The organism is Pseudomonas fluorescens (assembly GCF_002837185.1).
GTDB classification, from domain to species: Bacteria; Pseudomonadota; Gammaproteobacteria; order Pseudomonadales; family Pseudomonadaceae; genus Aquipseudomonas; species Aquipseudomonas fluorescens_AM.
On record NZ_KZ478000.1, the window covers coordinates 32,701 to 58,921 of the forward strand.

The following is a 26,221-nucleotide window of genomic DNA, read 5'->3' on the forward strand; positions in this document are numbered from 1 at the left end:
CACTGGCGCAACCCATTGAATCAGGGCATTTCCCATGAACATCCTCGTAGTCGAAGACGAACCCAAGGCCGGCAATTATCTGCTCAATGGCTTGCAGGAACTGGGCTACAGCGTGAGCCTGGCCCGCGATGGCGTGGACGGTTTGCACCAGGCCCTGGAAACGCCGTTCGACGTGATCGTGCTTGATGTGATGATGCCGAAAATGGATGGCTGGGAAGTGCTGCGCCGCCTGCGCAAGGAGGCCGATACGCCGGTATTGTTCCTGACCGCCCGCGATGATATCGCCGACCGCATCAAAGGCCTGGAGCTGGGCGCCGACGACTATCTGATCAAGCCCTTCTCCTTCGCCGAACTGGTCGCGCGCCTGCGCACCCTGACCCGACGCGGCCCGACTCGGGAAGAAGAGCACCTGCAGATCGCCGACCTGCAAATCGATGTGCTCAAGCGCCGCGTCACCCGCGCCGGCACGCGCATTACCCTGACCAATAAAGAGTTCGCCCTGCTGCACCTGTTCGCCACTCACCAGGACCAGGTGCTGTCACGCTCGCTGATTGCCTCGCGGGTTTGGGACATGAATTTCGACAGTGACACCAACGTGGTCGACGTGGCCGTGCGACGCCTGCGCTTGAAAATCGACGACCCGTTCCAGCTCAAGTTGATCCACAGCGTGCGCGGCATCGGCTACCGCTTCGATACCCAGCCATGAGTCGCAGCCGTCATCACTCGCTGACCCTGCGCCTGGCGCTGATCTTCGCCCTGCTCGCCTTTGCCCTGATGACCACCCTGGGCGTGGCACTGTACCGCGAGCTGGAGCGCGAGCTGATCCGCCGCGACGACACCGCGCTGATCTCCCGAGTGGATCAACTGCGCAACCTGCTCAGCGACAGCAATACCCTGGACCTGATCAAGACCAAACCCGAGTTGTTCCAGAACATGCTCGGCAACCGCGAATCCGTATTGAGCATCGCAGCCCCCGGTCAACAACCCTTGCTGTTGGTGAACCCGGCGAATATCAAACTGCCTGCGATAGAGCCGGTGCCCAGGGATCACGTACTGGCGCTGAGCGATGTGCAGCACGTGCCGGGGCTCAACGGCATTCCCTTCTCGACGGTAGCCGCGACCATCAACACCGGCGACCTGGGCAGCCTGCAAGTCACCAGCGGGCGCCTGATGACCGAGCGCACCGCCGTACTCGCCAGCTATCGATTGAGCGTTTACATCCTGGCGAGCATCGCTGCGATCATTCTGGCATTGGCCGGTTACCTGCTGGTGCATCGCGGCCTGCTGCCCTTGCGCCGCCTGGCCCGGCATGCGCATGGGATCGGCGTCGGCAACCTGGCCGAGCGCCTCGACAGCGAGGGCGCCCCAAAAGAACTGCTACCGATGATCGAGTCGTTCAACACCATGCTTGAGCGTTTATCCAAGGGCTTTGTGCAACTGGGCCAGGTCTCCACCGACATGGCCCACGAACTGCGCACGCCGATCAACAACCTGCTCGGCGAAACCCAGGTTGCCCTGCAGCAGCAGCGCAGTGTCGACAGCTACCAGCAACTGCTGGCGTCCAATGTCGAGGAGCTCGAACGCCTGGCGCGGATGCTCGACAACATGCTGTTCCTGGCGCGCACCGACCCGGCCAGCGCGTTGCGCCAGCGCCAGGCGCTGGACGCAGCGGATGAAGTGGAGCGCATCGCGGATTATTTCGAAGGGTTGGCCGCTGACGTGGGCATGCATATCGTGGTCCAGGGCGCAGGCGAGATCTGGGCTGAGCCGATGCTCCTGCGCCGCGCCCTGGCGAACCTGTGCGCCAACGCCATCAAGTATGGAGCGCCGGGCTCGGCGCTGAGCATCCAGGCGATTGCAACCGACGAGGGCGTCAACGTGAGGGTCAGCAACCAGGGTGCAACCATTCCCGCCGAGCATCTGCCGCGGCTGTTCGAACGGTTCTACCGGGTGGATGAGTCCCGCGAGCGCTCCTCTCAGTCCAATGGACTGGGGCTGTCGATCGTGGCCACCATCATGCAGCTGCATAACGGGCGGTATCGCGTCAGCAGTGAAGATGGCGTAACGACTTTCGAGTTGTTTTTTCCCGTACGGGAAGCGTGAACCATCGCCCCTTCAATCAAACGCCCCGTTGAGCACTTCGTAGATAATACCGGTGGCGATCGTTACCAATATCAGATCCGTACCCGCTTGCTGCCACTCATACCCATCGTAATGAGGCAGGCGCCCCGCCAGGCGACCATCGAGTTTCTTCGCGATACCGGGCGGCAGCGGCTTGCCGCGAGCCAGATTTTTCTGAATACCCGGCGGCAACGCAGGCCCTGGACTCCAGTAATCGCGGTTACCACCCACCAGGCTCAGCACACCGCCTCGATCAACGCTGGGCCCGCGGTTACCGGCCGAGCCTTTGCCTTTGGGTTTGTCGTGGCCCTGCCCCGCCGAATGATTACCTTTGTTGTTGCCCTGACCCTTGCCATTGCCGGGGTCAGCCAGGGCCATACCGCTGCCTGCCAACACTGCGAGCGACAACGCGACAGAGACGAACTTAGAGGACTTGATCATGGTGTACTTCCTAGGTGGACGCTTGTTTAACTGTAGTCGAGGTTATAGCCCCTCGAACTAAATCAGCTCACCCGGCCACCTGTTTCCACGATATCCATCCGGGTTCGCCAGGCGGCCGAGACCGCCAGGCGCAAGCCCTCCACCAACACAGGCAATTCCATCGACGGCTGACCGAACGCCGGCAAGCCCGGCACATGGATAAATCCACTGCGCACCTCAGTACCCACCAGCGCATGCTGCAATCGATAAAACACCTGATTGCACACGAAAGTCCCAGCCGTCTGCGAAACCGAGGCCGCAATACCCGCCTCACGTACCGTCCTGACCATGCTCTTGATCGGCAAAGTCGAGAAGTAAGCGGCAGGCCCACCTTCCACCACTGCCGTGTCGATCGGCTGGGCGCCGAGGTTGTCCGGGATACGCGCATCATTGACGTTGATCGCGACGCGCTCAATGGAAATATCACTGCGCCCGGGGCCCAGGCCGGTCGCGATGACCATGGCCGGTTGCAGCTCCTCGATCAGCCCAAGCAAGGTCTGGGCAGCAGTGGCAAAGGCGCAGGGCAATCGGCGCGCGACGATCCGCGCGTCATCACTCAGCTCTACCCCTTCCAGCAGGCGTACCGCCTCCCAGGAGGGGTTCACCACGTCGTGGTCGAAAGGCTCGAAGCCGGTCAGCAATAGGGTTTTCATCCTGGCCTCACATCAACAGATAAAGCAGCACGATATTGACCACCAGCATCATCAACGCGGTGGGCAATTGGGCCTTGATCACCGCGTTCTTGTCCGGCAGTTCCAGCAATGCTGCCGGTACGATATTGAAGTTGGCCGCCATCGGTGTCATCAGCGTACCGCAGTAGCCGGAGAACATGCCGATCGCGGCCATGACCGCCGGGTTGCCGCCGTAGATGCCCACCAGCACCGGCACGCCGACGCCGCCGGTCATCACCGGAAACGCTGCGAAGCCGTTGCCCATGATCACCGTAAACAACGCCATGCCCAGCACATAGACCATTACCGCCACCAATTTGAAATCCAGATTGATGTAAGTGGTGGTGATGTGGGCGACCGCCGTGCCTACCCCGGCTTCATTGAACAACAACCCGAGCATGGCCAGCATCTGCGGCAGCACCATGGCCCAGCCCAGGGCTTCGGTCAGGCGACGCGATTCGCGCAAGGCCTGCACGGGTGTATCGCGCGTCAGCCAGCAGGCCAGGCCAAGGGCGATCAGGCAGCCGATGCCAAGAGAGACGAAGGTAGTATTCTTCGGATCAAGCAGCGGCACACCGCCGATTTCGGTGTGCTTGAGCAATACCGAGCCAATCACCGTGGTCAGCGGAATGGCCAGCGCGGGTATGAATAGCTTGTGACCCAGGCGAGCGGCACTGGCGCGGGCCGCCTTGTCATGCAATTGCGCATGCTGGCCACGGCCAACGCCACCCAGGCCGGCAATCAGCGCCATTACTACAACGCCACCACCGATGACCACCGAGGGCAGGCGCTCTCCCACCAGGAACGGAATGGCAAACAGCAGCCAGAACAGCGCGCTCGACCAACGCTTGGGATGGGTGCGATCCAGCAGGATCATGCCGGCGGTGATCAGCAACAGCACACCGGCCAGCCAATACAGATATTGAATGGAAATAATCATTGCGCAGCCTCCACCGAGGGGGCGGCGGTCATCTCACGGGTCAACCGTCGATCGAATCGATGCAGTCGAATGGCATGAATGATAAAGGCACAGATCGCCGTCGGGATGCCCCACACTGCGATATGCAGGGGCTCAACATCGATCCCCGAGCCCAGCAGAAAGGTATGCATCAAGGCGATCGCACCAAAGGCGACGAAGATGTCTTCACCGAAAAACAGCCCCACGTTGTCGGTGGCGGCACACATGGCCAATACCTTGTGACGCAGCTTGTCCGGCAGCTTGCCATAGCGTTTTTCTGCCGCGCCTTCGGCCATCGGCGCCAGCAACGGCCGCACCATCTGCGGATGCCCACCCAGGCTGGTCAGTCCCATGGCCGCAGTGGATTCACGTACAAACAGATAGATGATCAGCAGACGCCCGACCGTCGCGCGCTCGAAACGGGCGATCCAATTCTGTGCATGCAGGCGCAAGCCATGTCGCTCCAACAGGCCAATCACCGCCAGCGGTAATAACAGGATCAATTGCAGTGCACGGGTCTGAAGGAAACCGTCACCCATGGTGGCGAGAATTTTCTCCAGCGGAAACTGAGCGGCGAGCCCGGTAGCGATAGCGGCGGCAGTGACCACCAGCAACGGATTGAAGCGCAATACAAAGCCGACCACGATGACAAGTACGCCGATCAACGGCCATAAATTCACAACAGTTTGCATGGCGGAGAGGTCCTTTAGTGCGCGCTGCGGCGCCATTACAGCAGGATGTGAGCAAGAGGCTCACAGCATGAAAGTGGCGTGCAGTCGGCTCGGTTTTTTTATTGTTGACCCGGAAGGTCGAGCAGTGGCGGCAACTTTGCTGCCTTGAGGCGGGAGGTGTCCAACAAGAAAAACTGTTGCTGCAGACCAATAAATTTTGTCGAGATTGGCACTGCTGGAATCGGCAACTGGAGGGATTCGGGATTCGCCCTATACTCAACGATGATGCGCCTACGCAGCATCCAGGGTGCTATTGCCGACAATGAGGGCTCCAGCTATGTATGCCGGTCAGATGAGCAGTATGGCGACAGCAATTGGCGAGATACGTTGCCAGATGGTGGTCCAGATCATTTGCCTGCTGTCGGTGGCGACGCTTTTCTGTTGACCGAGACGTCAGCGTCTCAAGTGCGCCGCAAGGCGCCGCTTTGCGTGGTATTGCCCGAATTTCAGGCAACAAAAAAGGGCCCACCTTTCGGTGAGCCCTTCTAGACCGCCCAGCAGAGCGGATTTTGTTTGGTAGGCGCGATTGGACTCGAACCAACGACCCCCACCATGTCAAGGTGGTGCTCTAACCAACTGAGCTACGTGCCTGCTGTGAGGCGGCATTCTACGGAATTCCGTAGGGGTGTCAACATCTTTTTTGCAGCTAACCCTATGAATATGCGAATTTTTTATTCGCGGGTCAGGCGCCCGCGAATTACGCGTGGCTGGCAGGCAATTTTCAACTCAGGTAGGATCGCTGCACTCGTAAAAAATATAAAACAGAGGTTCCAGGATGGCGAACACCCCCTACCCCCAGTCGTATTACGCCGCCTCCGCGAATGCGGTTCCGCCGCGCCCGGCATTGCAAGGCGAGGTCGAAACCGATGTCTGCGTAATTGGTGCCGGTTATACCGGTCTTTCCAGCGCGCTGTTTCTGCTCGAGAACGGCTTTCGCGTAACCGTCCTGGAAGCCGCCAAGGTAGGTTTTGGTGCGTCCGGCCGTAATGGCGGGCAGATCGTCAATAGCTACAGCCGCGACATCGACGTCATCGAGCGCAGCGTCGGGCCCAGGCAGGCGCAGTTGCTGGGCGAGATGGCATTCGAGGGCGGCAGGATCATTCGCGAGCGCGTGGCCAAATATCAGATCCAGTGCGACTTGAAGGACGGCGGTGTGTTCGCCGCCCTCAACAGCAAGCATATGGGCCACCTGGAATCACAGAAGCGCCTATGGGAGCGCTACGGCCATACGCAACTGGAACTGCTGGACGAGCGCCGTATCCGCGAAGTCGTGGCCTGTGACAACTATGTGGGCGGCCTGCTGGACATGAGCGGTGGGCATATCCACCCACTCAACCTGGCATTGGGCGAAGCGGCGGCCGTCGAGTCCCTCGGCGGCACAATCTATGAGCAGTCGGCCGCCGTGCGCATCGAGCGCGGCGCCAACCCGGTGGTGCATACCGCCGAAGGCAAGGTCAGAGCCAAGTTCATCATTGTTGCGGGCAATGCCTACCTGGGGAACCTGGTGCCGGAGCTGGCGGCGAAATCAATGCCGTGCGGCACCCAGGTGATCACCACCGCACCACTGGGCGATGAGTTGGCCAAGACCTTGTTGCCGCAGGATTACTGTGTCGAAGACTGCAACTACCTGCTCGACTACTACCGCCTCACCCGCGACAAGCGTCTGATTTTCGGCGGCGGCGTGGTGTATGGCGCGCGGGACCCGGCGAATATAGAAGCGATCATTCGACCAAAGATGCTCAAGGCGTTCCCACAGCTCAAGGACGTGAAGATCGACTACGCCTGGACCGGCAATTTCCTGCTGACCCTGTCGCGCTTGCCACAGGTGGGCCGCCTCGGCGACAACATCTATTACTCACAGGGCTGCAGCGGCCATGGCGTGACGTATACGCACCTGGCAGGCAAGGTCCTGGCCGAGGCATTGAGAGGCCAGGCCGAGCGCTTTGATGCGTTTGCCGACCTGCCCCATTACCCGTTCCCGGGCGGACAGCTCTTACGCACACCGTTTGCCGCAATGGGCGCGTGGTATTACGGGCTGCGGGATAAACTGGGTTTTTGATGAACAACGGGAGCCGGTTCGCCGGCTCCTCGCCTGGATTAGAAAAATCGCAGACACAAAAAACCCCGGTCTTTCGACCAGGGCCTTTGCTATCGGATCAAAGCAGCCATCGGCTTCTTTGTGCTCCAAGGCGTTCAGTGGGCCTTGAGGCAGATATGGCGCAGCGGACGGGACTCGAACCCGCGACCCCCGGCGTGACAGGCCGGTATTCTAACCGACTGAACTACCGCTGCGTATCGCTTGGCTGACTGAGCGTAAAGCCTCAATCACCTTTGAACATCTGATCGATCAACCTGGGTTGTTCAATCTCAAGCCCGACACATCGAACCTGGAAAATATGGCGCAGCGGACGGGACTCGAACCCGCGACCCCCGGCGTGACAGGCCGGTATTCTAACCGACTGAACTACCGCTGCGCGTCGGTGCAACCTTTAACGTTGCGTCTTGCCCTAAGGCAAAACTCTCAAGAAGTGGTGGGTGATGACGGGATCGAACCGCCGACCCTCTGCTTGTAAGGCAGATGCTCTCCCAGCTGAGCTAATCACCCTTTGCTTCGTTGAGGCCGCGAAATTTACGCAGGTAGCGGACCTAAGTCAATAGCAGGATTGAGTTTTTTTCAAAAGCAGCTGTAAGCAGCAAGCTTCAAGCCGCAAGTTCAAAGCCACCAAAAATCTGCTCTCACTTGCAGCTTGCAGCTTGCAGCTTGAATCTGCATCTCACTGCTCATAGATCATCTTCTTGCTCATGCCGCCGTCCACCACGAACTCTTGTCCGGTGACAAACCCGGCCTGGCGCGACAGCAGCCATGCCACCATGGCCGCCACGTCCTCCACCGTCCCTACCCGGCCCGCCGGATGCTGCGCATGATCGACATCGGTAAGCGGCTCGGCCCGCCGCGCAGCAGGATCACGCGCATCGATCCAGCCGGGACTGACCGCATTGACCCGCACTTCCGGCCCCAGGCTCATCGCCAGGGCGTGAGTCAGCGCCAGCAGGCCACCCTTGCTCGCCGCGTAGGCTTCGGTGTCCGGCTCCGACTGGCGGGCCCGTGTCGAGGCCAGGTTGACGATAGCGCCACCATGGGCGCGCAGGTACGGCGCGCAATGCTTGGCCAGCAGCATCGGCCCACTGAGGTTCACTGCCAGCACGCGGTTCCAGTACGCCAGGTCGAGGCTTTCCAGGGTGATATTGCGTGGATCGGCCACCGCCGCATTGCACACCAACGCATCCAGGCGCCCAAACTGCCCCAATACCTCGGCGACACCCTGGGCCACTTGCTTCTCGTCGGCCACATCCATGGTGATAAACCAGGCATTCTCGCCCAGCACCTTGGACACCTTGGAACCGCGCTCGCGGTCCAGGTCGGTCAACACCACCTGCCAGCCCTCACTGATCAGCCACGCCGCAATCCCGAGACCAATGCCGCGCGCCGCGCCGGTTACCAGCGCAACGCGCCCGTTACTGGCCGCTGCGGCCTCCATGGACCACTCGATCACAAGGCCGCCAGCCCGCGGGCCAGGTCAGCCTGCAAGTCCGCCACATCCTCCAGCCCGACCGCGATGCGAATCAGGCTGTCACGGATGCCCGCGGCTTCACGCTCCTGCGGCGCCAGACGCCCGTGGGAGGTGGTGCTCGGGTGCGTGATGGTGGTCTTGCTGTCACCCAGGTTGGCGGTGATCGAGATCAGACGCGTGGCATCGATAAAGCGCCAGGCGCCCTCTTTGCCGCCCTTCACCTCGAAACTCACCACTGCGCCGAAACCGCGCTGCTGGCGCTGAGCCAAGGCGTGCTGCGGATGGCTTTTCAGGCCGGCGTAATGCACCTTCTCGATACCGTCCTGCTGCTCCAGCCATTCGGCCAGGGCCTGGGCATTGGCGCAATGGGCCTTCATGCGCAGGCTGAGGGTTTCCAGGCCTTTGAGAAAGATCCAGGCATTGAACGGGCTCAGGGTCGGGCCGGCGGTGCGCAGGAAGCCCACCACCTCCTTCATCTGCTCGCCGCGACCGGCCACCACGCCACCCATGCAACGGCCCTGGCCATCGATGAACTTGGTGGCCGAATGCACCACAATGTCCGCGCCCAACTTCAACGGCTGTTGCAGGGCCGGGGTGCAGAAACAGTTGTCGACCACCAGCATGGCGCCCTTGGCATGCGCCACTTCGGACAACGCGGCGATATCCACCAGTTCCGCCAGCGGGTTGGACGGCGACTCGACGAACAGCAGGCGGGTATTGGCCTTGATCGCCGCATCCCACCCGGACAAATCCGCCAGGGGCACGTAGTCCACTTCGATACCGAAGCGCTTGAAATACTTCTCGAACAGGCTGATGGTCGAACCGAACACGCTGCGCGACACCAGTACGTGATCGCCAGCACTGCACAGGCTCATCACCACCGCCAGGATAGCCGCCATGCCGGTCGCCGTGGCCACCGCCTGCTCTGCGCCCTCCAGGGCGGCGATGCGCTCTTCGAACGCACGTACGGTCGGGTTGGTATAGCGCGAGTAAACGTTGCCCGGCACTTCACCGGCAAAGCGCGCGGCGGCGTCGGCCGCCGTGCGGAACACATAACTGGAGGTGAAGAACATCGGGTCACCGTGCTCCCCTTCCGGGGTACGGTGCTGGCCGGCGCGCACAGCCAGGGTATCGAAAGCTACGCCATCGAGGTCGCTGTCCAACCGACCGGCATCCCATTCCTGACTCATGCTGCGACTCCTTACACAAATTCTTTGTTTAAGATACAAAACCGGCCCCTCAGGGCCGGTGTTTACTCAGTTGTTGTACAGATCGATGATCGCACTGACCGCCTGGGTCTTGATCTTGGACGAGTCGTTGCGCGCCTGCTCGATCTTGTTCAGGTAGGCCTCATCGACGTCACCGGTCACGTACTTGCCATCGAACACGGCGCAGTCGAACTCGGCGATCTTGATCTTGCCGCCGCCAACCGCCTCGATCAGGTCAGGCAGGTCCTGGTAGATCAACCAGTCGGCACCGATCAGGTCGGCCACGTCTTGCGTGGAACGATTGTGGGCGATCAGTTCATGGGCGCTCGGCATGTCGATACCGTACACGTTCGGGTAGCGCACGGCGGGCGCGGCAGAACAGAAATACACGTTCTTCGCGCCGGCTTCACGGGCCATCTGGATGATCTGCTTGCAGGTGGTACCACGCACGATCGAGTCATCCACCAGCATAACGTTCTTGCCGCGGAATTCCAGCTCGATGGCATTGAGCTTCTGGCGCACCGACTTCTTGCGTGCCGCCTGGCCGGGCATGATGAAGGTACGGCCGATGTAACGGTTCTTGACGAAGCCTTCGCGGAACTTGACGCCCAGGTGGTTGGCCAACTCCAGCGCAGCAGTACGGCTGGTGTCCGGGATGGGGATGACCACGTCGATGTCGTGCTCGGGACGCTCGCGCAGGATCTTCTCGGCCAGCTTCTCACCCATGCGCAGGCGTGCCTTGTAGACCGACACGCCGTCGATGATCGAATCCGGACGCGCCAGGTAGACGTGTTCGAAGATGCATGGCGTGAGTTTCGGCGCTACGGCGCACTGACGGGTGTGCAGCTTGCCGTCTTCAGTGATGTAGACCGCTTCACCCGGTGCCAGGTCGCGGATCAACGTGAAGCCCAGTACATCCAGGGACACGCTTTCGGAGGCGATCATGTACTCGACGCCTTCGTCGGTGTGACGCTGGCCGAACACGATCGGGCGGATGCCGTGGGGGTCACGGAACCCGACGATGCCGTAACCGGTGATCATCGCCACCACGGCGTAACCACCGACGCACCGGTTGTGCACGTCGATCACCGCGGCAAACACGTCTTCTTCGGTGGGCTGCAGCTTGCCGCGCTGGGCCAGCTCGTGGGCGAACACGTTGAGCAGTACTTCCGAGTCGGAACTGGTGTTGACGTGGCGCAGGTCGGATTCGTAAATCTCCTTGGCCAGTTGTTCAACGTTGGTCAGGTTGCCGTTATGCGCCAAGGTAATGCCGTAAGGCGAGTTGACGTAGAACGGTTGAGCTTCGGCCGAGGTCGAGCTACCGGCGGTCGGGTAACGCACATGGCCAATGCCCATGTGCCCGACCAGGCGCTGCATATGACGTTGGTGGAACACGTCACGCACCAGGCCATTGTCCTTGCGCAGGAATAACCGGCCGTCGTGGCTGGTCACAATACCGGCAGCATCCTGGCCGCGGTGCTGGAGGACGGTTAGCGCGTCATACAGCGCCTGATTGACGTTCGACTTACCGACGATACCGACGATGCCACACATGCGACGCAACCCCTACTTAATGAATCTTGACTGAACACCACTTACTGAGGCGTGTTGGCCGGCAAGAGGTGTTCCTTGAACGGAAGATCAGCGGGTACGCTGATTCCGCTGGCCAGCCACTGACTGCTCCACCCCAATATGAGGTTCTTGGACCAATCTGCAACCAATAGAAATTTTGGCACGAGTACCGACTCCTGCCACCACGCATCCTGCTGTACCGGCCCCAGGCTCAACAGCCCGACCGCCACGACCACCAGCAACGCGCCCCGCGCGGCGCCGAAGGCCATGCCGAGAAATCGATCGGTCCCGGAAAGACCGGTGACACGTATCAACTCGCCAATCAGATAATTGACCATTGCCCCCACCAGCAGCGTGGCGATGAACATGATGGCGCAGCCCGCGATGACGCGGGCCGAGGGTGTCTCGATGTACCCGGCCAGGTAGACCGACAGTGAACCACCGAACATCCAGGCTACGACTCCTGCGATGATCCAGGTCAGCAACGACAGTGCTTCTTTTACGAAGCCGCGGCTCAGACTGATCAAAGCGGAGATGGCGACGATTGCAACGATCGCCCAATCAACCCAGGTAAATGGCACAGTGCAGCCTACGTACGGATAAGGCGGCGCATTTTAGCAGAGCGCCGGGCTATCGGTAAGCGGTGATTACGGGTGCTTTGCAAATCAATAGATTGGGCAGTGCGAACACTATTTCAAGACCGCTGAAAACAATGTGGGAGGGGGCTTGCCCCCGATGGCAGTGGTTCAGTGTCAGAGGTACTGACTGACCCACCGCTATCGGGGGCAAGCCCCCTCCCACATTTTGACCTTATCGTACCGCCTAGCCGCGCTCAGGCTGGAAACGGGTCACAAACCCCTTGAGGTTCTGCTGACGATCGAGCAAATCGCGCAGGCGATCGGCTTCGGCGCGCTCGATCAGCGGGCCGATAAACACACGGTTCTTGCCATCGGCGCTGCGGATATAAGCGTTGTAGCCCTGGGCGCGCAGCTTTTTCTGCAAGGCGTCGGCGCCTTCGCGGTTGCCCAGGCTGGCCACTTGAATCGACCAACTGATCGGCAACCCATTCGAGTCGATACGACTCTGACCGACATCCGGCTTGCCCGGCGCGGCCGGCTGTGGCGCGACCGGCTTGGGCGCAGGTGTCGGCGCGGCAGGCTTGGCGGCTGCGACAGGCGCTGCCGGAGCCGGCTTGACCACCGGAACACTCGGCTGCACCGGCATGGAAGGCGCCTGCTGTGCAGCGACCTCGGCATCGGTCGGCACGGGCTCTTGCTCAGGCAGCGCTTGCGGTTCAGGCACCACGACCGGTTCCACCTGAACCTGAGGGACTACCGGCGCCTGGGGTGCAGCCGGCGCTTCAACCACCACCTGGCGCTGTTCGTCCTGACGGGAGAACAGCATCGGCAGGAAAATCACCGCCAATGCCACCAACACCAGGGCTCCCACCATCCGCTGCTTGTATGCGCTATCGAGTAATGCCATGTGCAGCTTCCTCCGTGGAGCGCCGGGCCAGCCATTCGAGCGCCTCGGCAACACAATAAAATGATCCGAACAACAGAATCTCGTCGTCGGCCGTCGCCACCGCACATTGCGCCTCAAGGGCCGCAGTGACGCTTGCATACGACGCCACCGGCGCACCAAGGTTCTGCAAGGCAACTTGCAGTTCAGCTGCCGCACGGCTACGCGGGGTATCAAGCGGTGCAACGGCCCAGGACTCTACGCTGCCGAGCAACGGCGCAACCACGCCATCAAGATCCTTGTCAGCCAGCAAGCCGAACACCGCCAGGCGACGGCCGGACAATGGCGTGCGCATCAGCCGCTGCGCCAGGTATTCAGCGGCGTGGGGGTTATGCCCCACATCCAGCAGCAGGTTAAGACGCTTGCCTTGCCACTCGACGGCGCGCCGATCCAGGCGCCCCACTACCCGCGTCGCCAGCAGGGTTGCGGCAATTTGCCCGGGATTCCACGGCAGATCCAGCAACAGATAGGCTTGCAGCGCGAGCGCGGCATTTTCCATCGGCAGGTTCAGCAGCGGCAAATCGCGCAACACTACCTGTTGACCCCGGGCATCGCGCCCGGACCATTGCCAATGCTGATCGCCGATCTCGAGACTGAAATCACGCCCGCGCAGGTAAAACGGGCAATCAAGCTCACGCACCTTGTCCAGCAAGGGTTGCGGTGGGTCGAGATCACCGCACAGCGCAGGCTTGCCCGGGCGAAAGATCCCGGCCTTTTCGTACGCCACGGATTCGCGGGTATCGCCCAGGTAATCGACATGGTCGACACCGATACTGGTGACCAGCGCCACGTCGGCATCCACCACGTTGACCGTGTCCAGACGCCCGCCCAGGCCCACTTCCAGCACGACGATATCGAGCTGCGCACGCTCGAACAGCCACAACGCCGCCAGGGTGCCCATCTCGAAATAGGTCAGGGAAATATCGCCACGCCCTGCATCGAGGGCGGCGAAGGCTTCGCAGAGTTGCGCGTCGCTCGCTTCGACGCCATTGAGCTGCACCCGCTCGTTATAGCGCAGCAGGTGCGGCGAACTGTATACGCCAATTTTCAGCCCTTGGGCTTGCAGCAACGCGGCGACAAAGGCGCAGGTCGAGCCTTTGCCATTGGTGCCGGTTACGGTGATCACACGCGGTGCCGGACGCCCCAACCCCAGGCGGGCCGCTACCTGTTGCGAGCGCTCCAGGCCCATGTCGATGGCGGACGGATGCAACTGCTCAAGGTAGGCGAGCCATTCGCCCAGGGAACGTTCGGTCATAGGTTTGCCGGCACCGGCGGCACAACGATCGGCTCGACTTTGGGTGCGACGTAGACAGGCGTTGGCAGGCCCATCATTTGCGCCAGCAGATTACCCAGCCGTGGCCGCAGCTCGCCGCGCGGGATAATCAGGTCGATGGCGCCGTGTTCCAGCAGGAACTCGCTGCGCTGGAAACCTTCCGGCAGTTTTTCACGCACGGTCTGCTCGATGACGCGCGGGCCGGCGAAGCCGATCAGGGCCTTCGGCTCGCCGACGATCACATCGCCCAGCATCGCCAGGCTGGCGGAAACGCCGCCGTACACCGGGTCGGTCAATACCGAGATGAACGGAATGCCTTCTTCGCGCAGACGCGCCAATACCGCCGAGGTCTTGGCCATTTGCATCAGGGAAATCAGCGCTTCCTGCATACGCGCGCCACCGGAGGCGGCGAAGCAGATCATCGGGCAACGGTTTTCCAGGGCATAGTTGGCAGCGCGCACGAAACGCTCGCCGACGATGGCACCCATCGAGCCGCCCATGAAGGAGAACTCGAACGCCGACACCACTACCGGCATGCCCAGCAGCTTGCCGCTGACGGAGATCAGCGCGTCTTTCTCGCCGGTCTGCTTCTGCGCACCGACCAGACGGTCCTTGTACTTCTTGCTGTCGCGGAACTTGAGACGGTCGACCGGCTCCAGGTCAGCGCCCAGCTCGTTGCGGCCGTCGGCGTCGAGGAAGATGTCGATACGCGCGCGTGCGCCAATACGCATGTGGTGGTTGCACTTGGGGCAAACGTCCAGGGTCTTTTCCAGTTCCGGGCGGTACAGCACCGCGTCGCAGGACGGGCACTTGTGCCACAGACCTTCAGGAACCGAGCTTTTCTTCACCTCGGAACGCATGATCGAAGGGATCAGTTTGTCTACTAACCAGTTGCTCATGCTTTCTTTCTCCAGTACCGGTGGCTTGAACACAGCCCCGCGTATGCCCTTGAGCTAAATTCATATGTGGCGATGATGTCGGCGGGACGGGGTCAGAGGCTCGACCAGCCATTTCCCGCCTGTATCCTCAGCCTTCCAGACAACCTGCCAGCGCAGGGTTGCCACTTCGTTTCCGGGCCTCCCGCAGGCGGCGCCGGTGCTGTTTTACACAGTGGTAGTTATGGACGGCGGCAGACTGCCAGCCGTCACATCGCACCGCTGCTGTTGCGCACGGCCTGCACGAATGCGCGAATCCTGGCGTGATCCTTGATGCCCTTGCCCTGCTCCACCCCGCCGCTGACATCCACGGCATACGGCCGGACCTGCTCGATGGCCGCGCCGACATTCGAAGGGGTGAGCCCACCGGCCAGAATCACCGGCTTGCTCAAGCGCGCCGGGATCAGCGACCAGTCGAACGCTTCGCCCGTACCGCCGGGAACGCCTTCGACATAGGTGTCCAGCAGAATCCCGCGCGCCCCCGTATAGGCGGCACAGGCGGCGGCGATATCGTCGCCGGCCTTGACGCGCAGCGCCTTGATATAGGGGCGCTGATAGCGCTCGCATTCGTCCGGGGTTTCGTCGCCATGAAACTGCAGCATGTCCAGCGGCACGGCATCCAGGGTTTCATTGAGTTCACACCGGCTGGCGTTGACGAACAAGCCCACAGTGGTCACGAACGGTGGCAGCGCAGCGATGATGGCCCGCGCCTGCAACACATTCACCGCTCGCGGGCTCCTGGCGTAAAACACCAGACCAATGGCATCCGCCCCCGCCTCGACCGCCGCCAACGCGTCTTCGATGCGGGTAATCCCGCAAATCTTGCTGCGAACGGCTGACATATCGTAGAAACCTCAGGGATTGAACCGAGAAAGTCCCGGATGGTAACAAAAGCTCTTCCGGGCGTCAGCCGTCAAGTTCGCTGAAACCGGTGAGGAAGTGTGGCCCGATAAAACGCTCCGGCAGCTCGAACTCATCACGGTACTCCACCTCCACCAGATACAGGCCGAACGGATGCGCCGTCACCCCACCGGTACGGCGCACGCGGCTTTCCAGCACTTCCCTGGCCCATTGCACCGGACGCTCGCCGGTACCGATGGTCATCAGCACACCCGCAATGTTACGCACCATATGGTGCAGGAACGCCCCGGCACGGATATCCAGCACAATCATCTTGCCATGACGGGTCACGCGCAGATGGTGGACTTCCTTGATCGGCGATTTGGCCTGGCATTGGCCGGCACGGAACGCGCTGAAATCATGCACCCCCACAAGGTGTTGCGCAGCCTCGGCCATGCGCTCGGCATCCAGCGGGCGGTGGTTCCAGGTAATTTCCTGGTTCAGGTGCGCCGGGCGGATCTGATCGTTATAGATCACGTAGCGGTAGCGCCGGGCGATGGCCTTGAAGCGCGCATGAAAATGCGCCGGCATGACCTTGGCCCACGTGACGCTAACGTCATGGGGCAGATTGATATTGGCGCCCATTACCCAGGCCTTCATCGAGCGTTCGGCCTGGGTGTCGAAATGCACCACCTGACCGCAGGCATGCACGCCCGCGTCGGTCCGCCCGGCACACATCAGCGACACCGGCGAGTCAGCGACTTTCGATAAAGCGTTTTCCAGGGTTTCCTGCACCGTCAGCACGCCGGATGCCTGGCGTTGCCAGCCGCGATAGCGCGAGCCTTTGTATTCCACGCCCAGCGCGATGCGGTAAAAGCCTGCGGCCGCCATTTCGGCGGCCGCGTTATCTATATTTGCCAAGAACTGAGAGCCTGATGAGTTGCGCGAAGGCAGCCATTATAAAGGCGACGGCTGCGCGACGGGCGCTTTTGTTGGAGAGGGGCGCCAAGCCAACTGTGGGAGGAAGCACGCCCTGTCTCACAATGGATGTTTATCAGCCTTCAGATTCGGCCGAGCATTTCCTTGGCCTCGCCGCGCTGGGTCTCGTTGCCCTCGGTCAGTACTTCGGACAGGATGTCCTTGGCGCCATCGGCATCCCCCATGTCGATATAAGCCTGGGCCAGGTCCAGCTTGGTGGCGACTTCATCGGTACCCGACAGGAAGTCGAACTCAGGCTCATCGTCACCGAGCGCCGCATCTTCAGCCGTGAACGAGGGTTCGATGGAGGGGTGCTCCAGGCTCTGGGACAGACGGTCCAACTCGGCGTTGACGTCATCCAGCTCCGACGCGAAGGCATCCGGCTTGGTCGCCGATTCGGGCTCATCCGCCAGGGAGAGGTCGAAATCTTCCGGCAAATCGAAGTCATCCAGAGCTGCTGGGGTCAGGGTCGGCGGCTCGACGGCAGGCACGTCCTTCATCTGCTCTTCGAGCCCGGACAGGAAGTCGTCATCCGATTGCGCGGACGCCGGTGCATCCAGTTGCAGATCAAGGTCAAAGTCCGACAGTTCATCGGCACGTGCATTGGCTGCCGTCTGCTGCTGAAGAAGCGCCTCGAATGTCTGCTGATCATCGACCTCAGCCGGCGATGCCGCTTCCAGCTCGTCCAGGCTCAGATCGAAATCGGTGTCCAACGGTTCCGGCTGCGACGCAGCCGGCTTGTCTTCCAGCAAATCCTTGACGTACTGGGCGTCCAGGGCTGCAGCGGCCACTGCCGCGCTTACACCTGCCGCCAATACCGCCATGGCCGGGAAACGGCGTTTGAGCTGCTCGACCTGGGCATGGTTTTCACCGTTGGCCACCAGTTGCCGCTCCTGATTGACGAAACCGTCCTTGTCATTTTGCAGGCCGTACACTTCCATCAGCTTCAAACGCAGATCGCTGCGCTTGGGCTCGTGCTTGATCGCTTGTTCGAGCACATCGGCCGCCTGGTTCAGGTGGCCACGGTCGATATGGGACTGGGCCTGGGCCAGCGCATCGTTGGCGTTCTGCGGGGCAACCGCAACCGCCAGCGGCGCAAGCACCGAGGCGACGCTCGGCACGACCGGCTCAACCACCGGAGCGCGCGCAGGCGCGGGTGCAGGCGCGGGCGCGGGCGCTACATTCGGCGGCGGCACTTCCAGGCCTTCGAAACTGTCGGAGGGCAGGTCGCGCTCCAGGCTCGATGTGAACTCCGGCTCCTCAGCCAGCGCTCGCGCCATGCGCAGGTGCTTCTCTTCTTCAAGACGGGCGTTGCGATGACGCACCCACAGCAGCAGGAGCAGCAACGCCAGAATGATGGCCGCACCACCGAGCACACCGAGCACGATGGGGTTGGTCAACAGCTCATTGAATTTGCCTTCGGTGGTTGCAGGCGCGGCAACCGGCTTGGCAGGTTCCGGAGTAGGTGCGGCAACCGGGGCTTGTTCGGCAGGCGCCGGCTCATCGGCCGACGGCGCAGGCATCGCCGCCGCCTCGGGCGCTGCTGCTGCCGTCACGGGCGCCACTGCATCGCCCTTCTCGGCCTGCAACCGGGCCAGTTGATCATTTTTCAGTTGAATCAGCTTTTGCAGCTTGTCCAACTGGCTTTGCAAATCTGCCGCGCGGCTTTTGAGCTCTTCGTTATCGCGACGGGTGGTGTCCAGTTGCTCTTGAGTCATCGCCAGCTTGTCGCTCAACGCACGGCTGTCGCCCGCCTTGCCGTTTGCACCTTTTTTGGCTGCTTCGGCCGACACCAGGCTCAGGTTGTCCTTGGCATTGGTGCTCGACGGCGCGTTGCCCGTCTCGGTGCGCTTGGTGGCGTCCAACTGGGCCTTGCCTGCCACTTGCTGGGTGGCAGTGCGGCGCCCCTGGCGCCAGGCGGCGTTCTGCGCAGTCACTTCGGCGATCGCCTGGGGTTGCGCCAGCGCGGTGCTTTGCACGGTGTCCGGCAGGCGCAGGACCTGGCCGGTTTTCAGGCGGTTGATGTTGCCATCGACAAAGGCATTTGGGTTGAGCGCCTGAATGGCCAGCATGGTCTGTTGCACAGAGCCACCATTGCGGTTTTTCTCGGCAATTTCCCACAAGGTGTCGCGAGCCGTGGTGGTATGTTGCGCAGGCTTGCTGACGGCGGACGCGGTGCCGGCCGGCGCACTCAAGCGCGGCGCCGGGGCGCTGGCAGCCGATGTGGGGGGGTCGAATTTGGCGGGATCGAGCAGCACGCTGTAGTCACGCATCAGGCGGCCATTAGGCCATTGCACCTGCAACAGAAAGCGCACATAGGAATCGGGCAGCGGTTTGTCGGAGGTGACGCGCACCACGCTGCGGCCATTGGGATTGACCACCGGCGTAAAAGTGAGCTGGTCGAGAAAGGCCTGGCGATCGACACCCGCATCGACGAACGCCTGGGACGACGCCAGGCTCGGGGTGATCTCGGACGCCGTGAGGCCACCGACGTCGAGCAACTCGATTTCCACCGACAGCGGCTGGTTCAACTTCGACTTGAGGGTCATCTCCCCAAGTTGCAGCGCCTGCGCCATACCGGAGGACAGCGCCGAGGCGGCCGCTATTGCTAACACCAGTTTGCGAACTTGAACCATAGCCTCATCCTTTGTCTGAACACTCCCCGGCTTGCGAGAAGGTTGGTAACCGCTGCCATAAGGCATGGCGAGCCGATAGGTCACCGACACGCTTGTGTTCCGCTTTGGGCCAAGCATAGCGCTTGGTGAGAATCAATCTACAAATTGACGCCAAGTATCTTTTACGCAAGGCCTTTTATCAACAACTGCGCCAGCTGCACGGCGTTAAGCGCAGCCCCTTTGCGTACGTTATCTGACGTCAGCCACAGATTTAGTTCCGCCGGGTCGTCGACGCCCGCGCGCACTCGTCCTACATAAACAACGTCCTGACCCACTGCATCGCCGACTGCCGTTGGGTAGTCGCCCTCCTCGACCAGCTCGATACCCGGCGCCGCCTCAAGCGCGCCGCTCACCGCAGCCAGATCGGCCGGCGCGCCCAACTGCAGCGACACAGTCAGGCTATCGCCGAAAAACACCGGGGCTTGAATGCACGTGGCGGAAATTTTCAGTAAAGGTGTTTCCAGTACGGCGCGCAGTTCATGTACGAGACGTTTCTCCAGCGCCGTGTGACCCTGGGCGTCTGGCGTGCCGACTTGTGCCAGCAGGTTGAAGGCCACTTGCCGATCAAAGAAGGTCGGCTCCAGCGGACGCACATTCAACAGCTCGGCGGTCTGGCGGGCCAACTCACTCACGGCCTCGCGGCCCAGGGCAGACACGGCCAGGTTGGCGGTGACGCTCACGCGCTGGATATCCAGCAGGCCACGCAACGGCGCCAGCACCACCGCCAGGTAAGTGGCGGACGGGCTCGGGCTGGCGATTTGAAACGGCTTCTTCAAGTCTTTGAGCACGTGGGCATTGGCTTGCGGCACCACGTGCGGCGCCTGCTCGGCAGGCAACGCGCCAGACAAGTCGATCACCGAACAACCGGCGGCAATGGCGCGTGAAGCGAAGCTCAAGGTCACCGCCGGGCCGGCCGCGAAGAAAGCCAGTTGCGCCTTGCTGAAATCGAATTCGTCGACTTCCTTTACCCGCAGATTCTTGCCCCGGAACGGTACCGAGGCACCGGCGGAATTGTTGCCCGCCAGCAAATAAAGGGTGCCTACCGGGAAGTCCAGCTCTTCGAGAATCTGTACCAGGGTTTCGCCAACGGTGCCGGTGGCGCCGATCACGGCGATTTCAAAGGTCTGGGTCATGGGGCTTGCCTCGGGCATTGCGGGGGAGCGGCACTTTACCGGGTGACAGGGGGTGAGGCAATTGGCCTGGGGGGCTTGTGGAGTGGCTGATGGCCCAATCGGGGGCAAGCCCCCTCCCACAGGGTGATGTGTGAACGCATTCAAATGTGGGAGGGGGCTTGCCCCCGATTAGGCCCTGGCAGGCAACAAAAAACCCGCGCCTGTCACCAGAGCGCGGGTTTCCCGGTACAAGCAGCGATCAACGCTCGAGCAAAATCCGCAGCATGCGACGCAACGGCTCGGCCGCGCCCCACAGCAACTGGTCGCCAACGGTAAACGCGCCGAGGAACTGGCTGCCCATGTTCAGCTTGCGCAGACGGCCCACCGGTACATTCAGGGTGCCGGTGACCTTGGTCGGGCTCAGCTCCTGCATGCTGATATCGCGGTTGTTCGGCACCAGCTTGACCCAGGGGTTGTGCTGGCTGATCAACCCTTCGATATCGGCGATCGGCACGTCTTTGTTCAGCTTGATGGTCAGCGCCTGGCTGTGGCAGCGCATGGCGCCGATGCGCACGCAGATGCCATCCACCGGGATCGGGTTCTTGAAGCGACCGAGGATCTTGTTGGTCTCGGCCTGGGCCTTCCACTCTTCGCGGCTCTGGCCGTTCGGCAGTTCCTTGTCGATCCACGGGATCAGGCTACCGGCCAATGGCACGCCGAAGTTTTCGGTCGGATAAGCTTCGCTGCGCATGGCGTCGGCCACGCGGCGGTCAATATCCAGGATCGCGCTGGCCGGGTCGGCCAGTTGATCGGCAACCGCAGCGTGGGTCGCGCCCATCTGTTTGATCAGTTCACGCATGTTCTGCGCGCCGGCACCGGAGGCCGCCTGATAGGTCATGGCGCTCATCCACTCGATCAGACCGGCCTCGAACAAGCCACCCAGGCCCATCAGCATCAGACTGACGGTGCAGTTGCCGCCCACATAATTGCGGGTGCCGGCGTCCAGCTGCTGGTCGATGACCTTGCGGTTGACCGGGTCGAGGATGATCACCGCATCGTCCTGCATGCGCAGGCTCGACGCGGCGTCGATCCAGTAGCCCTGCCAGCCGGCTTCGCGCAGCTTGGGGAAGACTTCGCTGGTGTAGTCGCCACCCTGGCAGGTCAGAATCACATCGAGGGTCTTGAGCTCTTCAATGCTGTAGGCATCCTTGAGCGGCGCAATATCCTTGCCCACGGACGGCCCTTGGCCACCTACGTTCGAAGTGGTGAAAAACACCGGCTCGATAAGATCGAAATCCTGCTCTTCCAGCATCCGCTGCATGAGCACGGAACCGACCATGCCGCGCCAACCGATCAGACCTACACGTTTCATCGCAACTACACCTTGTTAAAAAGTGGGCCGCCTTGCAGCAACAACTGCAAGCGGGCCCGAGAGATTACAGATTCCGCAGCGCGGCGACTACTGCGTCGCCCATTTCTTGCGTACCGACCTTGGTGCAACCCTGCGACCAGATGTCGCCAGTGCGTAAACCCTGGTCCAGCACCAGGCTCACGGCTTTCTCGATGGCGTCTGCGGCGTCGCCCAGGTTGAAGCTGTAACGCAGCATCATCGACACCGACAAAATGGTCGCCAACGGGTTGGCAATGCCCTGGCCTGCGATGTCCGGTGCAGAACCGTGGCACGGCTCGTACATACCTTTGTTGTTTGTGTCCAGGGAGGCCGACGGCAGCATGCCGATGGAGCCGGTGAGCATCGACGCCTGGTCGGACAGGATATCGCCGAACAGGTTATCGGTGACGATCACGTCGAACTGCTTGGGCGCACGCACCAGTTGCATGGCGGCGTTGTCGACGTACATGTGGCTCAGCTCGACGTCCGGGTAATCCTTGGCGACCTCTTCGACGATCTCACGCCACAGTTGGCTGGAAGCCAGTACGTTGGCCTTATCGACCGAGCAGACCTTCTTGCCACGTACACGGGCCATGTCGAAACCGACACGGGCGATGCGGCGGATTTCGCTCTCGCTGTACGGCAGGGTGTCGTAGGCCTGACGCTCGCCATTCTCCAACTCGCGCACGCCGCGTGGCGAGCCGAAATAGATACCGCCGGTCAGCTCACGCACGATCAGGATATCCAGGCCCGCCACCACTTCCGGCTTGAGGCTCGAGGCGTCGGCCAGTTGCGGATAGAGGATGGCCGGGCGCAGGTTGCCGAACAGGCCCAGTTGCGCACGGATTTTCAGCAGGCCGCGCTCAGGACGGATATCCCGCTCGATCTTGTCCCACTTCGGGCCGCCCACGGCGCCCAGCAGCACAGCGTCGGCCGCGCGGGCACGGTCCAGGGTCTCGTCGGCCAGGGGCACGCCGTGCTTGTCGATGGCTGCGCCGCCGATCACGTCGTGGCTCAGCGCGAAGCCCAGGCTGTATTTGGCGTTGGCCAATTCCAGCACCTTGACCGCCTCGGCCATGATTTCCGGACCAATACCGTCGCCAGGGAGAATCAGAATCTGCTTGCTCATGGGTTCCTCATTTCATCGAGCGACCTGCTCGTGGGCAGGTCGGGAAAAATCAATCAGCGCTCGGCCCACACCACCAGCACGTCAGTGCTGAAGGTGCCGTCGGCTTGAATCTCGTAATAATCGCGCACTTCCTGGCCCATTGCCTGTTGCAGCTGCAGGATGGCTGCGCGCAAAGCCTGCGGGGTACGCATGCGTTCAACCCACGACGTGTATTCCAGGCGCAGGCGCTGGCGGCTGCTGTTGCGCACATGCAAGCCGGCTTCGCTGAGCTGGCGCATCCACTCGGCGGCGGAGTAATCACGCACATGGCTGGTGTCGCGCAGCACTTCGACGGTTTGCAGGTAAGTGTCCAGCAACGGGCTGCCCGGTGACAACACGTCCACGAAGGCCGCCACGCCGCCCGGCTTGAGCACTCGCCGCACTTCGCGCAGGGCCAGGCCGAGGTCGCTCCAGTGGTGGGCCGAATAACGGCTGAACACGAAGTCGAACTCGCCATCGGCGAACGGCAGGCGTTCAGCGGCGCCGTTCACGGTGCTGATATTGGTGAAACCGCGATCTTGCGCAGCGGCGGCCACCACGTCGAGCATTGGCTGGGACAGGTCGTAGGCCACCACCTCTTTCACCAACGGCGCGACATGGAAACTGACATGACCGGCACCGCAACCCAGGTCCAGCAGTCGTGCACTGCCCTGCCCGGCCAGTTCGGCCTGGAGCAGCGCGAATTCGGTGCCCTGGGCGTGAACGGCGCTGCTCAGGTAGGCGGCGGCTTGTTCGCCGAATTGTTTTTGCACGACTTGGGTGTGGGCGGTGGTGGTCATGGGGGCTTTCCCTGGATTTTGTGTTGTTAACACCGGCCTCATCGGGGGCAAGCCCCCTCCCACCTTTTGATCTGTGAATACATTCAAATGTGGGAGGGGGCTTGCCCCCGATAGCGACGGTCCTGCCTACCTCAATCGCGAAACAACCACGGCTGGCTCGCCCGGTGCTTGCGCTCAAACGCCGCAATCGCATCGCCGTCCTGCAAGGTCAGGCCGATATCGTCCAGGCCATTGATCAAGCAATGCTTGCGAAAGGCGTCCACTTCGAAGTGGTACACCTTGCCATCCGGACGGGTCACGGTCTGTGCGGCCAGGTCCACCGTCAACTGGTAGCCCACATTGGCCTCCACTTGCTGGAACAGCTCATCCACTTCGGCGTCGCTCAGGATGATCGGCAACAAGCCATTCTTGAAGCTGTTGTTGAAGAAGATGTCCGCATAGCTCGGCGCGATAATGCTGCGAAAGCCATATTCTTCCAGGGCCCACGGCGCGTGTTCACGGCTGGAGCCGCAACCGAAGTTTTCCCGGGCCAGCAGCACACTGGCGCCCTGGTAACGCTCGGCGTTGAGCACGAAGTCCTTGTTCAGCGGGCGCTTGGAGTTGTCCTGGTAGGCATACCCCACGTCCAGGTAGCGCCATTCGTCGAACAGGTTGGGGCCGAAACCGGTGCGCTTGATCGACTTCAGGAACTGCTTGGGGATGATCTGGTCGGTGTCCACGTTGGCACGGTCCAACGGCGCGACTAAACCTGTGTGTTGTGTAAAAGCACGCATCGGGTATTCCTCAGATCAATTCGCGAACGTCGATGAAACGACCGTTGACGGCGGCGGCGGCGGCCATGGCCGGGCTGACCAGGTGGGTACGCCCACCGGCGCCCTGGCGACCTTCGAAGTTACGGTTGGAGGTCGATGCGCAATGCTCGCCCGACTCCAGGCGGTCAGGGTTCATCGCCAGGCACATGGAACAGCCCGGCTCACGCCATTCGAAACCGGCTTCGAGGAAGATCTTGTCCAGGCCTTCCGCTTCGGCTTGCGCCTTGACCAGGCCCGAACCCGGCACGACGATGGCTTGTTTAATGGTCGACGCAACCTTGCGGCCCTTGGCGATCACTGCTGCGGCGCGCAGGTCTTCGATCCGCGAGTTGGTGCAGGAACCGATGAACACGCGATCCAACTGGATGTCGGTGATCGCCTGATTGGCTTTCAAGCCCATGTACTTCAGGGCGCGCTCAATGGAACCGCGCTTGACCAGGTCGGCTTCCTGGGCCGGGTCCGGCACCTTCTGGTCGACGGCCAAGACCATTTCCGGCGACGTGCCCCAACTGACTTGCGGCTTGATCTGGGCAGCGTCGAGTTCGACCACGGTGTCGAACACCGCGTCGGCGTCGGACACCAGGTCTTTCCAGGCTTCGACGGCGGCATCCCAATCAGCGCCCTGCGGAGCGAATGGACGGCCCTTGACGTACTCGACGGTCTTTTCGTCCGCCGCCACCATACCGACGCGGGCACCGGCTTCGATGGACATGTTGCAGATGGTCATGCGGCCTTCGATGGACAGGTCGCGAATGGCGCTGCCGGCGAATTCGATGGCATGGCCGTTACCGCCGGCGGTGCCGATCTTGCCGATCACCGCGAGCACGATGTCCTTGGCGGTCACGCCAAACGGCAAGGTGCCTTCGACGCGAACCAGCATGTTTTTCATCTTCTTGGCGACCAGGCACTGGGTGGCGAACACATGCTCCACCTCGGAGGTGCCGATGCCATGGGCCAGGGCACCGAACGCACCGTGGGTGGAGGTGTGGGAGTCACCGCAGACCACGGTCATGCCCGGCAGGGTCGCGCCCTGCTCCGGGCCGATCACGTGGACGATGCCTTGACGCACGTCATTCATCTTGAATTCGGTGATGCCATATTCATCGCAGTAGTCGTCAAGCGTCTGCACCTGCAAACGCGACACCTGGTCGGTAATGGCTTCGATGCCGCCTTTGCGCTCCGGGGTGGTTGGCACGTTGTGGTCCGGGGTGGCGATGATGGAGTCGACGCGCCAAGGCTTGCGCCCGGCCAGCCGCAGGCCTTCGAACGCTTGGGGCGAGGTCACTTCATGGATGATGTGACGGTCGATGTAGATCAGCGACGACCCATCATCGCGCCGTTTCACTTCATGGGAATCCCAAAGCTTGTCGTAAAGCGTTTTGCCGGCCATCAGTCGGTCCTCATCAGCGGTGTTTCTATGCGCCG

General features: G+C 61.7%; 23 protein-coding genes and 4 tRNA genes. 3 read left to right on the plus strand and 24 right to left on the minus strand.

Annotated features, from left to right (window positions below):
- Window positions 1–34 precede the first annotated feature (34 nt).
- Complete coding sequence (locus tag CIB54_RS16115; protein ID WP_065952932.1) at window positions 35–706, plus strand: heavy metal response regulator transcription factor; 672 nt, start codon at window positions 35–37, stop codon at window positions 704–706.
- Window positions 703–2,103, plus strand: coding sequence for a heavy metal sensor histidine kinase (locus CIB54_RS16120; protein WP_101220266.1), 1,401 nt, complete (start codon window positions 703–705; stop codon window positions 2,101–2,103). Before CIB54_RS16115 ends, CIB54_RS16120 begins: the two co-directional genes overlap by 4 nt.
- A gap of 12 nt (window positions 2,104–2,115) precedes the next feature.
- Here CIB54_RS16120 and CIB54_RS16125 read toward each other — a convergent pair whose 3' ends face one another.
- The 5 genes from CIB54_RS16125 to CIB54_RS16150 form a co-directional block, all read right to left on the minus strand.
- Window positions 2,116–2,562 carry an anti-virulence regulator CigR family protein gene (locus CIB54_RS16125; protein WP_101220267.1) on the minus strand — a complete coding sequence of 149 codons (447 nt, stop codon included), beginning with the start codon at window positions 2,560–2,562 and terminating at the stop codon, window positions 2,116–2,118.
- Between the two features lie 62 nt (window positions 2,563–2,624).
- Window positions 2,625–3,254 (minus strand): pyroglutamyl-peptidase I, encoded by a 630-nt coding sequence (pcp, locus tag CIB54_RS16130; RefSeq protein WP_101220268.1) that lies wholly within the window; start codon window positions 3,252–3,254, stop codon window positions 2,625–2,627.
- A gap of 7 nt (window positions 3,255–3,261) precedes the next feature.
- Window positions 3,262–4,212, minus strand: coding sequence for a DUF979 domain-containing protein (locus tag CIB54_RS16135; RefSeq protein WP_065952928.1), 951 nt, complete (start codon window positions 4,210–4,212; stop codon window positions 3,262–3,264).
- Entirely contained in the window at window positions 4,209–4,922 is a 714-nt protein-coding gene (locus CIB54_RS16140; protein WP_065952927.1) for a DUF969 domain-containing protein, read from the minus strand. The genes CIB54_RS16135 and CIB54_RS16140 overlap by 4 nt, the downstream gene beginning before the upstream one ends.
- A 553-nt stretch (window positions 4,923–5,475) precedes the next feature.
- Window positions 5,476–5,552 (minus strand) — tRNA-Val (locus tag CIB54_RS16150).
- Between the two features lie 184 nt (window positions 5,553–5,736).
- Here CIB54_RS16150 and CIB54_RS16155 point away from each other — a divergent pair.
- Window positions 5,737–7,020 (plus strand): NAD(P)/FAD-dependent oxidoreductase, encoded by a 1,284-nt coding sequence (locus CIB54_RS16155; protein WP_101220269.1) that lies wholly within the window; start codon window positions 5,737–5,739, stop codon window positions 7,018–7,020.
- 156 nt (window positions 7,021–7,176) lie between these two features.
- On the opposite strand, the gene CIB54_RS16160 is transcribed toward CIB54_RS16155, so the two are convergent.
- The 19 genes from CIB54_RS16160 to leuC all read right to left on the minus strand — a co-directional run bounded on the left by CIB54_RS16160 (window position 7,177) and on the right by leuC (window position 26,186).
- Window positions 7,177–7,253, minus strand: a tRNA-Asp gene (locus CIB54_RS16160).
- 105 nt (window positions 7,254–7,358) lie between these two features.
- Window positions 7,359–7,435, minus strand: a tRNA-Asp gene (locus tag CIB54_RS16165).
- Window positions 7,436–7,490: 55 nt separating this feature from the next.
- Window positions 7,491–7,566, minus strand: a tRNA-Val gene (locus CIB54_RS16170).
- Window positions 7,567–7,735: 169 nt separating this feature from the next.
- A complete protein-coding gene (locus CIB54_RS16175) occupies window positions 7,736–8,500 on the minus strand; it encodes an SDR family oxidoreductase (RefSeq protein ID WP_065952924.1) in 765 nt (254 codons plus the stop codon).
- Between the two features lie 11 nt (window positions 8,501–8,511).
- Window positions 8,512–9,723 carry an O-succinylhomoserine sulfhydrylase gene (locus tag CIB54_RS16180; protein WP_065952923.1) on the minus strand — a complete coding sequence of 404 codons (1,212 nt, stop codon included), beginning with the start codon at window positions 9,721–9,723 and terminating at the stop codon, window positions 8,512–8,514.
- Window positions 9,724–9,789: 66 nt separating this feature from the next.
- Window positions 9,790–11,295, minus strand: coding sequence for an amidophosphoribosyltransferase (purF, locus tag CIB54_RS16185; RefSeq protein WP_065952922.1), 1,506 nt, complete (start codon window positions 11,293–11,295; stop codon window positions 9,790–9,792).
- A 41-nt stretch (window positions 11,296–11,336) separates the two neighbouring features.
- Window positions 11,337–11,894 (minus strand): CvpA family protein, encoded by a 558-nt coding sequence (locus tag CIB54_RS16190; RefSeq protein ID WP_065952921.1) that lies wholly within the window; start codon window positions 11,892–11,894, stop codon window positions 11,337–11,339.
- Between the two features lie 241 nt (window positions 11,895–12,135).
- Window positions 12,136–12,798 carry an SPOR domain-containing protein gene (locus CIB54_RS16195; protein ID WP_101220270.1) on the minus strand — a complete coding sequence of 221 codons (663 nt, stop codon included), beginning with the start codon at window positions 12,796–12,798 and terminating at the stop codon, window positions 12,136–12,138.
- Window positions 12,782–14,089 (minus strand): bifunctional tetrahydrofolate synthase/dihydrofolate synthase, encoded by a 1,308-nt coding sequence (gene folC / locus CIB54_RS16200; RefSeq protein ID WP_101220271.1) that lies wholly within the window; start codon window positions 14,087–14,089, stop codon window positions 12,782–12,784. Before folC ends, CIB54_RS16195 begins: the two co-directional genes overlap by 17 nt.
- The gene (accD, locus tag CIB54_RS16205) at window positions 14,086–15,006 is read right to left on the minus strand and encodes an acetyl-CoA carboxylase, carboxyltransferase subunit beta (protein ID WP_005789754.1); all 921 of its coding nucleotides are present in this window, start codon (window positions 15,004–15,006) and stop codon (window positions 14,086–14,088) included. The genes folC and accD overlap by 4 nt, the downstream gene beginning before the upstream one ends.
- Before the next feature lie 245 nt (window positions 15,007–15,251).
- Entirely contained in the window at window positions 15,252–15,884 is a 633-nt protein-coding gene (locus CIB54_RS16210) for a phosphoribosylanthranilate isomerase (protein ID WP_101220272.1), read from the minus strand.
- Between the two features lie 64 nt (window positions 15,885–15,948).
- Window positions 15,949–16,773, minus strand: coding sequence for a tRNA pseudouridine(38-40) synthase TruA (gene truA, locus CIB54_RS16215; protein ID WP_101220273.1), 825 nt, complete (start codon window positions 16,771–16,773; stop codon window positions 15,949–15,951).
- Between the two features lie 170 nt (window positions 16,774–16,943).
- Window positions 16,944–19,496 carry a FimV/HubP family polar landmark protein gene (locus CIB54_RS16220; RefSeq protein WP_101220274.1) on the minus strand — a complete coding sequence of 851 codons (2,553 nt, stop codon included), beginning with the start codon at window positions 19,494–19,496 and terminating at the stop codon, window positions 16,944–16,946.
- Between the two features lie 161 nt (window positions 19,497–19,657).
- Complete coding sequence (locus CIB54_RS16225; protein WP_101220275.1) at window positions 19,658–20,668, minus strand: aspartate-semialdehyde dehydrogenase; 1,011 nt, start codon at window positions 20,666–20,668, stop codon at window positions 19,658–19,660.
- A gap of 238 nt (window positions 20,669–20,906) precedes the next feature.
- Window positions 20,907–22,019 (minus strand): aspartate-semialdehyde dehydrogenase, encoded by a 1,113-nt coding sequence (asd, locus tag CIB54_RS16230; RefSeq protein WP_101220276.1) that lies wholly within the window; start codon window positions 22,017–22,019, stop codon window positions 20,907–20,909.
- 64 nt (window positions 22,020–22,083) lie between these two features.
- Complete coding sequence (gene leuB / locus CIB54_RS16235; RefSeq protein ID WP_101220277.1) at window positions 22,084–23,166, minus strand: 3-isopropylmalate dehydrogenase; 1,083 nt, start codon at window positions 23,164–23,166, stop codon at window positions 22,084–22,086.
- 53 nt (window positions 23,167–23,219) lie between these two features.
- Complete coding sequence (locus tag CIB54_RS16240; RefSeq protein WP_065952913.1) at window positions 23,220–23,984, minus strand: class I SAM-dependent methyltransferase; 765 nt, start codon at window positions 23,982–23,984, stop codon at window positions 23,220–23,222.
- Window positions 23,985–24,115: 131 nt separating this feature from the next.
- Window positions 24,116–24,757, minus strand: coding sequence for a 3-isopropylmalate dehydratase small subunit (gene leuD, locus CIB54_RS16245; RefSeq protein WP_065952912.1), 642 nt, complete (start codon window positions 24,755–24,757; stop codon window positions 24,116–24,118).
- 10 nt (window positions 24,758–24,767) lie between these two features.
- The gene (gene leuC, locus CIB54_RS16250) at window positions 24,768–26,186 is read right to left on the minus strand and encodes a 3-isopropylmalate dehydratase large subunit (RefSeq protein WP_101220278.1); all 1,419 of its coding nucleotides are present in this window, start codon (window positions 26,184–26,186) and stop codon (window positions 24,768–24,770) included.
- Window positions 26,187–26,221: the final 35 nt, after the last annotated feature.

Excerpts from the sequence above, each read along its gene's own strand:
- CIB54_RS16115 (WP_065952932.1), top strand. The coding sequence starts at position 35 with ATGAACATCCTCGTAGTCGAAGACGAACCCAAGGCCGGCAATTATCTG.
- CIB54_RS16120 (WP_101220266.1), top strand. The coding sequence starts at position 703 with ATGAGTCGCAGCCGTCATCACTCGCTGACCCTGCGCCTGGCGCTGATC.
- CIB54_RS16125 (WP_101220267.1), bottom strand. The coding sequence starts at position 2,562 with ATGATCAAGTCCTCTAAGTTCGTCTCTGTCGCGTTGTCGCTCGCAGTG.
- pcp (WP_101220268.1), bottom strand. The coding sequence starts at position 3,254 with ATGAAAACCCTATTGCTGACCGGCTTCGAGCCTTTCGACCACGACGTG.
- CIB54_RS16135 (WP_065952928.1), bottom strand. The coding sequence starts at position 4,212 with ATGATTATTTCCATTCAATATCTGTATTGGCTGGCCGGTGTGCTGTTG.
- CIB54_RS16140 (WP_065952927.1), bottom strand. The coding sequence starts at position 4,922 with ATGCAAACTGTTGTGAATTTATGGCCGTTGATCGGCGTACTTGTCATC.
- CIB54_RS16155 (WP_101220269.1), top strand. The coding sequence starts at position 5,737 with ATGGCGAACACCCCCTACCCCCAGTCGTATTACGCCGCCTCCGCGAAT.
- CIB54_RS16175 (WP_065952924.1), bottom strand. The coding sequence starts at position 8,500 with ATGGAGGCCGCAGCGGCCAGTAACGGGCGCGTTGCGCTGGTAACCGGC.
- CIB54_RS16180 (WP_065952923.1), bottom strand. The coding sequence starts at position 9,723 with ATGAGTCAGGAATGGGATGCCGGTCGGTTGGACAGCGACCTCGATGGC.
- purF (WP_065952922.1), bottom strand. The coding sequence starts at position 11,295 with ATGTGTGGCATCGTCGGTATCGTCGGTAAGTCGAACGTCAATCAGGCG.
- CIB54_RS16195 (WP_101220270.1), bottom strand. The coding sequence starts at position 12,798 with ATGGCATTACTCGATAGCGCATACAAGCAGCGGATGGTGGGAGCCCTG.
- folC (WP_101220271.1), bottom strand. The coding sequence starts at position 14,089 with ATGACCGAACGTTCCCTGGGCGAATGGCTCGCCTACCTTGAGCAGTTG.
- accD (WP_005789754.1), bottom strand. The coding sequence starts at position 15,006 with ATGAGCAACTGGTTAGTAGACAAACTGATCCCTTCGATCATGCGTTCC.
- CIB54_RS16210 (WP_101220272.1), bottom strand. The coding sequence starts at position 15,884 with ATGTCAGCCGTTCGCAGCAAGATTTGCGGGATTACCCGCATCGAAGAC.
- truA (WP_101220273.1), bottom strand. The coding sequence starts at position 16,773 with ATGGCGGCCGCAGGCTTTTACCGCATCGCGCTGGGCGTGGAATACAAA.
- CIB54_RS16220 (WP_101220274.1), bottom strand. The coding sequence starts at position 19,496 with ATGGTTCAAGTTCGCAAACTGGTGTTAGCAATAGCGGCCGCCTCGGCG.
- CIB54_RS16225 (WP_101220275.1), bottom strand. The coding sequence starts at position 20,668 with ATGACCCAGACCTTTGAAATCGCCGTGATCGGCGCCACCGGCACCGTT.
- asd (WP_101220276.1), bottom strand. The coding sequence starts at position 22,019 with ATGAAACGTGTAGGTCTGATCGGTTGGCGCGGCATGGTCGGTTCCGTG.
- leuB (WP_101220277.1), bottom strand. The coding sequence starts at position 23,166 with ATGAGCAAGCAGATTCTGATTCTCCCTGGCGACGGTATTGGTCCGGAA.
- CIB54_RS16240 (WP_065952913.1), bottom strand. The coding sequence starts at position 23,984 with ATGACCACCACCGCCCACACCCAAGTCGTGCAAAAACAATTCGGCGAA.
- leuD (WP_065952912.1), bottom strand. The coding sequence starts at position 24,757 with ATGCGTGCTTTTACACAACACACAGGTTTAGTCGCGCCGTTGGACCGT.
- leuC (WP_101220278.1), bottom strand. The coding sequence starts at position 26,186 with ATGGCCGGCAAAACGCTTTACGACAAGCTTTGGGATTCCCATGAAGTG.